Here is a 13,387-nt window from a genome sequence, read left to right as displayed (position 1 = left end):
TTGTGCATTCGTGACCCGTATAGGGGGAGTCTTGGCACCCATTTCGGGGATTGCGACACCGTGTCGGTTAGTATGCGAAATGTGTGGTCAGACCACAGGGTTAAATCATGCTAATCTGAGGTCAACAAGACAGGTCTCACCACAGGAATTACCTCCCTGCACGGAGCTGACGGTCGCTTAGTCCACGTAGTTGTCTTGCGTAAACCAGGAGCGTTTGTGACATGAACGAAATTCTCGATCCGCTGATACTGTCCCGGTGGCAGTTCGGTCTCACCACGGTGTATCACTTCCTGTTTGTCCCCTTGACGATCGGGTTGGCCACCACGGTGGCGATCTTCCAGACCGCATGGGTGCGGACCGGTAAGGTGCACTACCTGCAGCTCACCCAGTTCTTCGGCAAGATCTTCATGATCAACTTCGCCATGGGTGTGGTCACCGGTATCGTGCAGGAATTCCAGTTCGGTATGAACTGGTCCAACTACTCCCGCTTCGTCGGTGACGTGTTTGGTGCCCCGCTGGCCCTCGAGGGTCTGCTTGCATTCTTCTTTGAGGCCACCTTCATCGGTGTCTGGATCTTCGGGTGGAATAAACTCTCGCCCAAGCTCCACCTGGCCTCGATCTGGTGTGTGGCCTTCGCGACGGCGCTGTCCGCGTACTTCATCATCGCCGCCAACGCGTTCATGCAGAACCCGGTGGGCTACCAGATGAACGCCGAAAAGGGTCGGGCCGAGCTCACCAGCATCGGTGAGCTGCTCACCAATAAGGTGGCCCTGGCCGCATTCCCGCACACCATCGCCGCGTGTTTCATGGTGAGTGCCGGTCTGATCGTTGCCGTCGCCGCCTACCACCTGTCGCGCAACCAGCACCTGGACACCATGCGTCCGGCGCTGAAGTTCGGTCTGTGGATGATGCTCATCGCCGGTGCCGGCACCATGTTCTTTGGTGACCAGCTGTCCCTGGCCATGGTTCAGACTCAGCCGATGAAGATGGCTGCCGCCGAGGCGTTGTACAACACCGCCACGGGAGCAAACGCCTCCTTCTCGATCTTCACGTTTGGTACCCCGGACGGACAGCACGAGCTGTTCTCGATCCGCGTGCCCTACCTGCTGTCCCTGCTCTCCACCCACTCGTTCGATGGAACGGTTGAGGGTATCCGCGAGCTGCAGGCTCAGTACTCCGCTCAGTACGGTCCCGACACCTACTCGCCGACCATCTGGATCACCTACTGGGCGTTCCGCTGGATGATCGGTCTGGGCATGTTCCACATGATCGTCGCCGCCGTGGGCCTGTTTGTGACCCGCAAGGGCCGCAGTCCCAAGCGCTGGGTCTGGCGCGTCGCCATCTGGTCCTTCCCGGCCTCCCTGCTGGCCATGTCGATCGGTTGGGTCTTCACCGAGATGGGTCGACAGCCGTGGATCGTGTTTGGTCTGCTGAAGACCAAGGACGCCGTATCGCCCGAGCTCACCGGGTTCCAGGTGCTCCTCTCCCTGATCGGATTTACGATCGTCTACGGCGCACTCGCCGTGGTCGAATTCGGCCTGATCCGTAAGGCAGCCATTGCCGGCCCCGCGCCGGTGGAAACCGCAGACGACGGTTCGGACACTCCGGTGCCCACCGCGACGGTCTACTAGGTAAAGGGAAACCATCATGGATCTTGCACAGCTTTGGTTCTGGATCGTCGGTGCCCTGTTCATCGGCTACTTCATCCTCGACGGCTTCGACTTCGGTGTGGGCATCTCGCTGCCCTTCCTCGGTAAAAACGACTCCGAGCGTCGCGTCCTGATTAACACCATCGGTCCGGTCTGGGACCTCAACGAGACCTGGGTCATCGTGGCCGGTGCGTGTTTGTTCGCCGCGTTCCCCGAGTGGTACGCAACCCTGTTCGCCGGGTTCTATCTGCCCCTGTTCCTCATCCTGATTGCGCTGATTCTGCGCGGTGTCTCCTTCGAGTACCGCCACCAGCGCAAGCACGAGAGCTGGAAGCGCTCCTTCGACACGATGATCTTCATCGGGTCGGTTATCCCCGCACTGCTCTGGGGTGTCGCCTTCGCCAACGTCGTCCGCGGCGTTCCGCTGAACGAGCACTTCGACTACGTGGGTGGGTTCTGGAACCTGCTGAACCCGTATGCGCTGCTGGGTGGTGTCACCACGCTGCTGCTGTTCTTCCTCAGCGGTCTGTACTTCATCCTGCTGAAGACCGATGGCGAGCTGCACGCTCGGGCTCAGAAGCTTGCGGTCAAGGTGGGGATCATCACCATCGTGGTTGCGGCCAGCTTCCTGGTGTGGACGATCATCATGTCCGAGTTCAAGCTCGCCACGATCATCTGCTCGGCGATTGCCGCCGTGGCTCTGATCGGCGCGGTTGCGCTCAACTACCTCCGCAAGGAGGGGCTGAGCTTCGCGGCCGTCGCCGTGACCGTCGCCGCCGCCGTGCTGACCCTGTTCGTGACCCTGTTCCCGAACGTGATGCCCTCCACGATCGACCCGGCTACCAACAGCCTGACCATCGAGAACGCCTCGTCCTCGACCTACACGCTGGAGTTCATGAGCTGGGTGGCCGTGATCGCACTGCCCCTGATCCTGCTCTACCAGGGCTGGACCTACTGGGTCTTCCGGAAGCGGATCACCCACGCGACGATCGAGGCTGCGGCCCACTAGGGTCCATTCACGATGCGTCCGCTTGACCCCCGCCTGCTGCGCTATGCCCGTTCAATCCGCGTCTACCTCGCGGCTCAGACCCTGATTGGATTGGTCACCACCGCGTGTGTGATCGGCTTTGCCGCCGTTCTCACCCGGATTGTGACCGGGGCCCTGGATGGAGATTCGCTCTCCGTCCTGGGCCCGTGGCTCGGCGCGCTGGTGGGGGTCGCTGCGGTTCGCGCGCTCACCGTGTGGGCGAGCGAAACGCTCTCGATGCGCGCGGCCGGCCGGGTCAAGGCCGAGCTGCGCGGCAAGATCCTTGATGCCACCCGAAAGCTCGGTCCGAGCTGGCTGGCCCGGCGCGGATCGATCTCGGTCGCGACCCTCTCCGGCCGCGGCATGGATGCGCTGGATGACTACTTCGCCAAGTACCTGCCCCAGCTGATCCTGACCGCCCTGGTCACCCCGATCCTCGTTGTGGTGATCTGGTGGCAGGACTGGGTGTCGGGCATCGTTGTGGTGGTCACCCTGCCGCTGATTCCGTTTTTCATGGCGCTGGTGGGATGGGCAACCCAGTCCATCCAGCGCACCCAGTGGGACACCCTGGGTAAACTCTCGCGCGGCTTCGTCGACCTGCTCGGCGGCCTCGCAACCCTGAAGATTTTTGGTCGCCAGCACCGCCAGGCCGACCGGATGCGCACCATCACCACCGAGTATCGCCAGGCGACGATGAAGGTGCTGCGGGTGACCTTCCTCTCCGGCTTTGTGTTGGAGCTGGCCTCGAGCCTCGCCGTCGCGATCGTGGCGGTGGGCATCGGCCTGCGCCTGGTTGAGGGCGGCATGCTGCTCTCGGTGGGACTGTTTGTGCTGCTGCTGGCCCCCGAGGTGTTCCTCCCGCTGCGCAACGTGGGCACCAACTTCCACGCGGCAGCCGAGGGCGTGACCGCCGCCGAGGATGCGTTTGCGATTCTTGATGAGGCGGCCGCGCTGCCCGAAACCACCACCGGCTCCGCCGCTTCGGTTACCCAGGGCCGGACTGCGGGCACCGGCCTGGTATTCGCCGCGGTTCGCGCCCAGCACGAGGCCGATGCGCCGCTGTCACATGAGCCGATCAGCGCCGAGGTACTGCCCGGGAAGCTCACGGTCCTCTCGGGTCCGAGCGGTGTGGGCAAGTCCAGCCTGGTCGGTGCGCTGCTGGGCTTCACCGACTTTAGCGGCGAGATCACCCGCGACGGCCTCTCCCTGCGCGGAGTCCCCGCGGGGGAGCGCGACTGGCTCGCCTGGGCTCCGCAGCGTCCCGGCCTGACCGCCGGAACCATTGCCGAGAACGTCACCCTGGGCGACCCGGACCCCGACCCCGCCGTCCTGGCCTGGGCGCTGGAAACCGCGGTTGCCGAAGACCTGGATGCCGCACGTGAACTGGGTGTGTCCGGTGCCGGTCTCTCCGGCGGGCAGGCGCAGCGCGTGGGCATCGCCCGAGCGCTGTACCGGATGCGTCGACGTGACTGCGCGGTGCTGATCCTGGATGAACCGAGTTCGGCGCTGGATCACGCCACCGAGGCGCGCCTGGTGAGCAACCTGCGCACCCTGGCCGCGGAGGGTGCCGCCGTGCTGGTGCTCAGCCACCGCGGGGCCTTCCTGGAGGGTTCCGACACTCGAATTGATCTGGTCCCGATCCCCGTACCCGCAGCCGAGCCGATCGAGGTGGACGCATGAGCGCAACAGTGACCCCGGCCCCCTCGGTGGTAACCACCCGGGATGTGCTGAAGGCCGCGCGACCGCGCGGCAAGTACGCCACCGGCGGACTCTTGTCGGCCATCGGATCGGCCCTGGCCACCGTGGCCCTGATGGCGTGTAGCGCCTACCTGATCACCCGCGCGGCCGAGATGCCGCCGATCATGTACCTCAACCTGGCCATCGTGGGGGTGCGCGCCTTCGCGCTGGCCCGAGCCTTCTTCCGCTACCTGGATCGTCTATTCAGCCACGAGGCGGCCTTCCGTCAGCTGGAAACCGTGCGGTTGGGGCTGCTGGAGCGCCTGCTGCCGATCGCCCCGGCTGGCCTTGCCCGCTCACGCCGCGGCAGCCTGCTGTCCACGCTGGTGTCGGATGTGGACGAGATGCAGAACCTCGGCCTGCGCGTGATCCAGCCGCTGCTGACCGCGCTGGGTGTGTCGATCATCGCGGTTGTCGGCGTGGCGCTGCTCTCTCCGGGCGCGGCCCTGGGTCTCGCGCTCGCACTGATCCTGACGTTTGCGCTGAGCGCCTGGGCCATTTCTGTGGTGGCCGCCCGAGCCGAGCGCTCGCTCGCGCCGCAGCGGGCCAACCTGCTGGATTCCCTGGTGGACTACCTCGGTGCGCTCGACGTGCTGGTGGCCTACGGGGCCGAGCCCGCGGCCCGTGCTCGGGTGGACGCGGCGGACAAGGCCCTCACCACCTCGCTGGTGAAGCGTGCCAGCGGCACCGGCATCGCCGCGGCGGCCCTGGCCCTGTTCACCGGGGTGGCGATTGCGATCGCGATGATCAGCGCAATTCCGGTGCTGCACGAGGGTGGCCTGTCTGGCCCCGGGCTGGCCGTGTTGGCCCTGGTTCCGCTCGCGGTGTTTGAGGTTGTGGCCAACGTGCCGCTGGCTCTCGGTGCCTGGCGTCAGGTGCGCTCAAGTGCCGAGCGGATCGCCGGTGCGACCGACGCCGAACGTGCGTCCGACGTGCCCGCCGAGGTGGGCGCGACCGAGCTGGTGCCGGTGGCCGGTGCCGATCTGCTGGCGTTTTCGAACGTCGCGATCCGTCACCCCGGTGCCCCCGAACCCGCGCTGCGCATCGACTCGCTCAACATCGTGGCGGGCGAGAGCCTGCTGATCGAGGGCCCGAGCGGCGCCGGCAAAACGACCCTGGCTCACGCGCTGGTGCGCTTCATCGACTACACCGGTTCGATCCGGTTGCAGGGCACCGAACTCTCCTCGCTGCATCCCGATACCGTGCGCACGGAAATCGGTCTGTGTGAGCAGGTGCCGTACCTCTTTGACGAGGACATCCGCCAAAACCTGCTGTTTGCCCACGAAACCGCCACCGACGAGGACCTGGAACTGATCCTCGACCAGGTGGGCCTCGGTGACTGGGTGCGCGAGCGCGGCGGCCTGTCCGCCCGCGTCGGTGAGCGTGGTGCGCTGGTGTCCGGTGGCCAGGCGCAGCGGCTGGCCCTGGCCCGGGCACTGCTGCACGAGTTCCCGGTGATCGTCCTGGACGAGCCCACGGCGAGCGTCGAGGGAGACCTGGCGACCGCCCTGATCGCCGACCTGGTGGGCGTCGCCCGCGCCCACGGCCGCACGGTCATCCTGATCTCCCACGCCGACGTCGCCGGTGACCTCTTTGACCGGCACCTGCGCATCGAGGCAGGCACCCTCGTCTCCGCGGGCTAGCCGGCTCTCGAATCGCGCTCACGCCGCGTGCACCGGACTCCGGGCACGCGGCGTGTAGTGTTGTGCGTCGATGATGCGCGGGGGAGACATGGGAAAAAATCTGTTGGTGGACCTGCGCCCGCTCCGCGACGCACCGGCGTTTGCCCGAGTGTGGAAGGGGAACACGATTCAGGGGCTCGGAACCCAGGCGGCAGTTGTTGCGATCACCCTGATGGTTTTTGAGCGCACCGGATCCTCGCTTGCGGTCGGGTTGATCGGGCTGTGTGTGGCGATCCCCACGATCGTACTGGCTCCACTCGGGGGCCTGCTGGCCGATCGCTCGGATCGACGCCGGCTCACCCGGATGACCGCAGCGGCCCAGACACTGGTCGCACTCGGATTTATGGCGCAGGCCCTCATCCCGAACGTCTGGTTGGGTGCCGCGTATCTTCTGGTTGCACTTCAGGCGGCGATCGGCGCACTGGCCGTGCCGGCCCGGCGCACCCTGCTGCGCACCATTGTGCCGCCGACGCTGCTTCCCGCTGCCATCATCCTCACTCTGTTGTCCGGCAATCTCGGGATGATTCTGGGCCCCGCACTTGGTGGGCTGCTGCTGTCGGTCGGGATGGCCTGGGCATGCTTTGGACTTCAGCTGGTGGGGAGCGTGGCCGTGCTGATCGCCGCAGTGCGTCTCCCGGCGATTCCCGGATCCTCGGCTCCTGGTTCAACCGGATTTGGCGGGATTGCCGAGGGTGCGGTGTTTGTGGCCCGCCATCGGGTGCTGCGCGGGGTGTTTCTGGCGGATCTGAGCCTCACCATGCTTGCGCTTCCGATCGCGCTACTCCCCGCCCTGAACGCCGAACGGTTCGGCGCAGATCCTCTGATTTTTGGTCTACTCAGCGCGGCACCGGCCATCGGAGCAGCCCTCCTGGGCCTCGGATCCGGCGCGCTCGGTCGCCTCCGCTGGCGTGGACCGGCGCTGCTGATTACCACCGCGCTGTTTGGCGGGCTGATGGTGGGGGTGGCGCTGTCCGGATACTGGTGGATCACTCTGATTCTGCTGGGCCTGGGCGGGATTCTGGATGCGGTGAGCATCTCGCTGGCTCAGATTATCGTGCAGGAGGAAACCCCGGACAGCCTGCGCGGCCGGGTCGGAGCGCTCGAACACATGGTGGGAATGGGGGGACCGCAGCTCGGTGCAACCCGGGCGGGCCTGTTCGGGAACTGGTGGGGTGCGGGGATCGGGATCGCGGCCGGGGGTATCTGCGCGATCGTGGCGGCCGCGGCGCTGGGGGCGAACCGCACCGGGTTGCGCGGGTACCGGGCCGCGGCGTCCACCGACGCGGATGAGTCTCGATAAACTCTGAGGGTGAACCTGAGTTTTAGCGCCCGCGAGTTGCCGGAGTGGATCGAACCCACATCGGTTGCGCAAAGCCTGATCGGTGAGGCCGACTTCTGCTTCTGGCTGGATGCCGGGGTCGGAGCAGATTCAGGCCCCTCCTATCTGGGAATCGCCAGCACCGTGGCCACCGCCCACCGGGGGACCGGCACGGTGAGCCTACGCGAACCTGGACGGGACCCCCGCGTGTGTGCCCCGACGACGGAGCTGCCCGATCTGCATGCGGTGCTGGAGTCGATGTTGGAAGACTTTCAGGTGGCCGCCGCGGACGTGCCCGGCTTCGGCGGCGGCTGGATCGGGTTTCTCGGCTACGAGTATGGTGCCGATCTGGTGGGAGCGCCCGCCGCCGTCTCTCGTACCGAGGCACTGCCGGATGCCGGCTGGATGCTGGTGGACCGGATGCTCGCCTTCGACCACGGTGCCCGCACGGTCACACTGATTCAGCGTGTGGACTTGCCGACGGATTCGCGGTGGGAGAACCCTGGTGCTGGTGCTGGTGCTGGTGCTGGTGCTGGTGCTGGTGCTGGTGCTGGTGCTGGTACCGGTGTGGGCGCTGCCCGCGTGCCCGGCGCTGCCGATCACGCCGCGCACATAACCGCTCCAGCCGCGGGCGAGCCGCCCGTTCCGACCTGGCGTCACTCCGAGGCCGAGTACCGTGCGCTGGTTGAACACTGCCGCACCCTGATCGCCGCCGGCGAGGCCTACCAGCTGTGTCTGACCAACGAGGTCACGGTGCCGGGAGCTTTCGATCCGCTGGCTCTCTATCAGCACCTGCGCACACTGAGCCCCACCGACCGCGGGGGGTACCTGCGGTTTGAGGGCACAGCGCTGGTGTCCTCCAGCCCCGAGACCTTCCTCTCCGTGGACACCGCGCGCAGGGTTACCACGCGTCCGGTCAAGGGAACGCGGCGGCGCGACCCGGATCCGATCCGAGACGCCGAACTCGCCGCCGAGGTGCGTGCGGACGAGAAGGAGCGCGCCGAAAACCTGATGATCGTGGACCTGATGCGCAACGATCTGGGCCGAATCGCCGAGCTCGGCTCGGTCACCGTCTCGGAACTGCACGTGGTCGAGACATACTCCCAGGTGCATCAGCTGGTTTCCACGGTCCAGGCCACCATGCGCCCGGACGTACGTATCGGAGACCTGTTGCGCACCGCGTTCCCCGCGGGCTCGATGACGGGCGCCCCGAAGCACCGCGCGATGACCCATTTGGCGGCGATGGAGGCGGGGCCTCGCGGTGCCTATGCGGGAGCGTTCGGGTATCGGGACGCGCGCGGATCCCTGGAACTGTCGATGATTATCCGCAGCATCCTGGTGGAGCCTGGCGCTGCGCGGATCGGTGCCGGCGGAGGAATCACGATTCTGTCGGACCCGGGCCGCGAGTATGCCGAATCCCGTTTGAAAGCGCGCGTTTTGCTGGCGGTGCTGGGTGTGGCAGAGGCCGAACGCTAGCCGGAGGAGCGTCGTTCGCCGCGGGCATCCGCTTCGGCACCCGGGACCCCGCAATCCGCGGTAACCTAGACGGATACGTGTTCTTTTGCTAGAACCGTTTGTCCTCCACCGTGAGTGGCCACCGAGCGTCGCACCGCGACCGCCCGATTTCGCTTGAGAATGAGAGTTTTGTGAGCACCAACGAGCCCAACATCGAAGAGAAGTACGACTTCTCCGCCATCCAGGACCGCTGGCTGGGGATCTGGGACAAGCTTGCGCCGTTCAATACGGCCGATGTACCCGATGATGCACCGCGCAAGTACGTGCTGGACATGTTCCCGTACCCCTCCGGAGACCTGCACATGGGTCACGCCGAAGCGTTCGCCCTCGGTGACGTCCTGGCCCGCTACTGGCGTGGACAGGGCTACTCGGTGCTGCACCCGATCGGTTGGGACTCCTTCGGTCTGCCCGCTGAAAACGCGGCCATCAAGCGTGGCATCGACCCGCGCGAGTGGACCTACCAGAACATCGAGCAGCAGAAGACCTCGTTCCGCCGCTACGCGACCTCCTTCGACTGGAGCCGCGAAATCCACACCAGCGACCCCGAGTACTACCGCTGGAACCAGTGGCTGTTCCTGGAGATGTTCAATAAGGGCCTGGCCTACCGCAAGGACAGCCCGGTCAACTGGTGCCCCAACGACCAGACCGTGCTCGCCAACGAGCAGGTGGTGGACGGTCGCTGTGAGCGCTGTGGCGCACTGGTGACCAAGAAGAAGCTGAACCAGTGGTACTTCAAGATCACCGACTATGCGGACCGCCTGGTGGACGACCTGAGCCTCCTGGAGGAGGGCTGGCAGTCCAAGGTGCTGAGCATGCAGCGCAACTGGGTCGGCCGCTCCAACGGTGCCGATGTGACCTTCGAGATCGAGGGCCGTCGCGAACCGATCACCGTCTACACCACGCGTCCGGACACCCTGTTTGGTGCGACCTTCATGGTTGTTGCCGCGGATGCCGACCTGGCCGCCGAGCTGGTGGTCGAGGCCGACGCCGAGACCCGGATGAAGTTCCAGGACTACCTGGAAGAGGTCAAGAAGGCCAACGACATCGAGCGTCAGGCCACCGACCGCGAGAAGACCGGTCTGTTCTCCGGCCGATATGCGATCAACCCGGTCAACGGCGAGAAGCTGCCGATCTGGATCTCCGACTACGTGCTGGCCGACTACGGCCACGGCGCGATCATGGCCGTGCCCGCACACGACCAGCGTGACCTGGACTTCGCCAAGGCCTTCGACCTGCCGATCCGCATCGTGGTGGACACCGAGCCGGTTGAGGGCGCGGACGCCGTGGTCGACCCGGCCGAGAGTGGCATCGCACTGCCCGGCGCCGGCAAGATGATCAACTCGGGCAAGTTCGACGGCCTGACCAAGGCCGAGTCGATCCCCGCGATCATCGCCGACCTAGAGGAGCGTGGCCTCGGTCACGCCTCCAAGAACTACCGTCTGCGCGACTGGCTGATCTCGCGTCAGCGCTACTGGGGTACCCCGATCCCGATCATCCACTGTGGTGACTGTGGCGAGGTTCCGGTTCCCGCTGCCGAGCTGCCGGTGCGTCTGCCCGAGAGCGCGGGCCTGGACCTGCAGGCCAAGGGTGCCAGCCCGCTGGGTGCCGCCGAGGACTGGGTGAACGTGCCCTGCCCGACCTGTGGCAAGCCTGCCAAGCGCGACTCGGACACCATGGACACCTTCGTGGACTCCTCCTGGTACTTCCTGCGCTTCCTGTCCGCCAACTCGGACGAGGTAGCCTTCGACGTCAACGAGGCGAAGAAGTGGGCACCGGTTGACCACTACGTGGGTGGCGTCGAGCACGCGATCCTGCACCTGCTGTACGCGCGCTTTATTACCAAGGTGCTGCACGACCTCGGCTATGTCGACTTCGTGGAGCCCTTCACCGCGCTGCTGAACCAGGGCATGGTGCTCATGGATGGCTCCAAGATGAGCAAGTCCAAGGGTAACCTGGTGGAGTTCGCCGGCGAGCTGGATGCCTATGGTGCCGATGCCCTGCGTGTGACCATGGCCTTCGCCAGCCCGCCCGAGGACGACATCGACTGGGCGGATGTGTCCCCGGCCGGTGCCGCCAAGTTCCTCGCTCGCGCCTGGCGGATCTCGAAGGATGTGACCACCCCGTCCGGCAGCATCGCCGACGACGGTGACCGTGCCCTGCGCCGTGAAACCCACCGCTTCCTGGCCGATGCCCCCGCGCTGATCGAGTCGTATAAGTTCAACGTGGTGGTCGCCCGCCTAATGGAGCTCACCAACGTGACCCGTCGCGCGATCGACTCGGGCCCCGGTGCCGGTGACCCCGCCGTCCGCGAGGCCGCCGAGGTTCTGGCCACCGCCCTGAACATCTTCGCGCCGTTCGCGGCCGAGGACATGTGGGCCAACCTGGGCTTCCCCGCCCCGGTTGCGCTGGTGCGCTGGAAGGACGCCGACCCGAGCCTGCTCGTGGCCGACTCGGTGACCGCGGTCTTCCAGGTCAACGGTAAGGTCCGCGACCGCGTGGACGTGGCCCCCGACATCTCTGCCGCCGACCTCGAGGCCATCGCCCTGGCCTCCGAGGGTGTGAAGCGTGCGATCGGTGAGGGTCAGATTGTCAAGGTCATCGTGCGCGAGCCCAAGCTCGTCAACATCGCGATCAAGGCGTAGTACACACACACAGAACGGGGCGGTTTCCGAAGGGAAACCGCCCCGTTTTGTGTCTGTGTCTGATGCGTGAGCGGTGCGTGACCGGCGCTACTTGCCGTGCGGGTCCAGGCTGTTGACCGCGGCGACGGTCTGCTTATAGTCCCCGCGCGCCTCCCCAAACCGGAGGAATTTCACCCGTTCCACCAGGATCTCCTCGGCATCCGGGTTCTCGTGGATCAGCGCCACCGTCTCGGTAATGAACTCATCCAGCGGCATCGCGAATGCGCTCTCGCGCTGGCCGGGCAGGAGATCGGTGGCCACCGACGGCGGCACCAGTTCCAGCATGCGTACCGAGGTTTCGGCGAACTGGAGGCGCAGCGACTCGGTCAGCATATGGATTGCCGCCTTGGTCGCGTTATAGGTCGGCGTTGCCATGAGCGGGGTGAAGGCGAGGCCCGAACTCACCGTCATGATGGTGGCATCCGGTCGACTCTGGAGGTGTTCCACAAACGCGCCGATCAGGCGGATCGGCCCGAGCAGGTTGGTGACGACGATCTCTTCGGCGGAGTCAAGGAACCCGCTCGGTCGGGTCCAATCTTCGACACGCATGATTCCGGCCATCGCGATCAGCACGTTGAGTTCGGGGTGGGCGTCGATCACGGCGGTGGCGGCCTGCTGGATGCTGGCCACGCTTGTGGTGTCGATGTGCACCGTGTGAATGCCCGGGTGAGTGGCGGCGATTTGGTCGAGCAGCTCGGTGCGTCGTCCGCCGATGATGACCGTGTTTCCGGCGTTCTGCAGTGCGAGAGCCAACGCCAGACCGATGCCGCTGGTCGCGCCGGGAACGAAGATCGTGTTTCCTGAAATGTTCATGTTTCGAGTATTGATCCGCTCAGCGACGCGTACCAGAGAGCGGTTATCGGGGGAGGGAGAGTCCCTGGTTTACCCGGTGGAAACGGAGGATACTGGTCACATGGATCGCGACGCTCTCAGCCAGTTTCTCTCCCGCCACCGCGGCGATCTCAAACCCGCTGACGTCGGCTTGCACGCGGGCCCGAGACGGCGCGCCCCCGGATTACGCCGCGAGGAGGTCGCGCAGCTCGCCCAGATGTCCACCGACTATTACACGCGTTTGGAGCAGGGTCGCAGCACGCAGCCGAGTGCGCAGATCCTGTCTGCGCTTGCACGAGCACTCAGGCTATCCCCGGATGAACGTGACTATCTGTACCGGATAGCGGGTTTGGCCGCTCCCGACCGCTCGGCCACCGGTGAGTATGTGGCACCCGCGCTGTTGCGGGTCCTGGACCGGCTTTCGGACACACCCGCGCTGATCGTCTCCCTGCTCGGGGAAATCTTGGTTCAGAATGCGCCCGCGGCCGCGCTATACGGGGAGACCAGCCATCTCATCGGGTGGGAACGCAGCGAGGTTTATCGCTGGTTTGCCCATCCCGAGAGCGCACGCACGCTCTATCCCGAGTCGGATCGGGATCGTCAGGGGCGCGCCCAGGTGGCGTCGCTTCGGGCCGCGCTGGGCCTAATGGGGCAGCATTCGCGCGCCGCCGATCTGGTGCGAGAGCTCGAGCGTGTGAGCCCCGAGTTTGTCACGCTGTGGGCCGAACAGCGTGTCCAGCGGCGATTCGCCGATCATAAAACGCTGATCCATCCCGAGCTTGGTGAGATCGAAGTGGACTGTCAGACGCTTTTCACCGAAGATCAAACCCAGGCCCTGCTGGTGCTCTCGGCCGCACCGCGAAGCGAGGCCGAGAGCAAGCTCCAGATGCTCAGCGTGGTGGGTATTGAGCGCTTCGGGTCCGGGTCATAACGTCAGCTATCCGGCG

Annotated in this window: 9 protein-coding genes; 8 read left to right on the top strand and 1 reads right to left on the bottom strand. The window is 65.7% G+C overall.

The window, feature by feature from the left end:
- The first annotated feature begins 221 nt into the window (after window positions 1-221).
- The 7 genes from D9V34_RS10495 to leuS all read left to right on the top strand — a co-directional run bounded on the left by D9V34_RS10495 (window position 222) and on the right by leuS (window position 11,570).
- Window positions 222-1,631: a cytochrome ubiquinol oxidase subunit I gene (locus tag D9V34_RS10495; protein WP_121688763.1), complete on the top strand. Its 1,410-nt coding sequence runs from the start codon at window positions 222-224 to the stop codon at window positions 1,629-1,631.
- 16 nt (window positions 1,632-1,647) lie between these two features.
- Window positions 1,648-2,658 (top strand): cytochrome d ubiquinol oxidase subunit II, encoded by a 1,011-nt coding sequence (gene cydB / locus D9V34_RS10490; protein ID WP_121688762.1) that lies wholly within the window; start codon window positions 1,648-1,650, stop codon window positions 2,656-2,658.
- A 12-nt stretch (window positions 2,659-2,670) separates the two neighbouring features.
- Window positions 2,671-4,356 (top strand): thiol reductant ABC exporter subunit CydD, encoded by a 1,686-nt coding sequence (gene cydD / locus D9V34_RS10485; protein ID WP_121688761.1) that lies wholly within the window; start codon window positions 2,671-2,673, stop codon window positions 4,354-4,356.
- Window positions 4,353-6,056: a thiol reductant ABC exporter subunit CydC gene (gene cydC, locus D9V34_RS10480; protein WP_121688760.1), complete on the top strand. Its 1,704-nt coding sequence runs from the start codon at window positions 4,353-4,355 to the stop codon at window positions 6,054-6,056. Before cydD ends, cydC begins: the two co-directional genes overlap by 4 nt.
- Window positions 6,057-6,144: 88 nt before the next feature.
- Window positions 6,145-7,395 carry an MFS transporter gene (locus tag D9V34_RS10475; RefSeq protein WP_183091948.1) on the top strand — a complete coding sequence of 417 codons (1,251 nt, stop codon included), beginning with the start codon at window positions 6,145-6,147 and terminating at the stop codon, window positions 7,393-7,395.
- Window positions 7,396-7,404: 9 nt separating this feature from the next.
- Window positions 7,405-8,889, top strand: a complete 1,485-nt coding sequence (locus D9V34_RS10470) for an anthranilate synthase component I family protein (RefSeq protein ID WP_121688758.1) — start codon at window positions 7,405-7,407, stop codon at window positions 8,887-8,889.
- A gap of 170 nt (window positions 8,890-9,059) precedes the next feature.
- Complete coding sequence (leuS, locus tag D9V34_RS10465) at window positions 9,060-11,570, top strand: leucine--tRNA ligase (protein ID WP_245991997.1); 2,511 nt, start codon at window positions 9,060-9,062, stop codon at window positions 11,568-11,570.
- Between the two features lie 87 nt (window positions 11,571-11,657).
- Here leuS and D9V34_RS10460 read toward each other — a convergent pair whose 3' ends face one another.
- Complete coding sequence (locus D9V34_RS10460; RefSeq protein ID WP_121688757.1) at window positions 11,658-12,422, bottom strand: SDR family oxidoreductase; 765 nt, start codon at window positions 12,420-12,422, stop codon at window positions 11,658-11,660.
- A 100-nt stretch (window positions 12,423-12,522) separates the two neighbouring features.
- Between D9V34_RS10460 and D9V34_RS10455 the strand changes: the two genes are divergently transcribed.
- Window positions 12,523-13,371, top strand: a complete 849-nt coding sequence (locus tag D9V34_RS10455; protein WP_121688973.1) for a helix-turn-helix transcriptional regulator — start codon at window positions 12,523-12,525, stop codon at window positions 13,369-13,371.
- The last annotated feature ends 16 nt before the right edge of the window (window positions 13,372-13,387 follow it).

The sequence above is a fragment of the Mycetocola lacteus genome (genome assembly GCF_003667575.1).
In the GTDB taxonomy this organism is placed as follows: domain Bacteria; phylum Actinomycetota; class Actinomycetes; order Actinomycetales; family Microbacteriaceae; genus Mycetocola; species Mycetocola lacteus.
This window is presented reverse-complemented; position numbering and strand designations above follow the sequence as displayed.

Excerpts from the sequence above, each read along its gene's own strand:
- D9V34_RS10495 (WP_121688763.1), top strand. The coding sequence starts at position 222 with ATGAACGAAATTCTCGATCCGCTGATACTGTCCCGGTGGCAGTTCGGT.
- cydB (WP_121688762.1), top strand. The coding sequence starts at position 1,648 with ATGGATCTTGCACAGCTTTGGTTCTGGATCGTCGGTGCCCTGTTCATC.
- cydD (WP_121688761.1), top strand. The coding sequence starts at position 2,671 with ATGCGTCCGCTTGACCCCCGCCTGCTGCGCTATGCCCGTTCAATCCGC.
- cydC (WP_121688760.1), top strand. The coding sequence starts at position 4,353 with ATGAGCGCAACAGTGACCCCGGCCCCCTCGGTGGTAACCACCCGGGAT.
- D9V34_RS10475 (WP_183091948.1), top strand. The coding sequence starts at position 6,145 with ATGGGAAAAAATCTGTTGGTGGACCTGCGCCCGCTCCGCGACGCACCG.
- D9V34_RS10460 (WP_121688757.1), bottom strand. The coding sequence starts at position 12,422 with ATGAACATTTCAGGAAACACGATCTTCGTTCCCGGCGCGACCAGCGGC.
- D9V34_RS10455 (WP_121688973.1), top strand. The coding sequence starts at position 12,523 with ATGGATCGCGACGCTCTCAGCCAGTTTCTCTCCCGCCACCGCGGCGAT.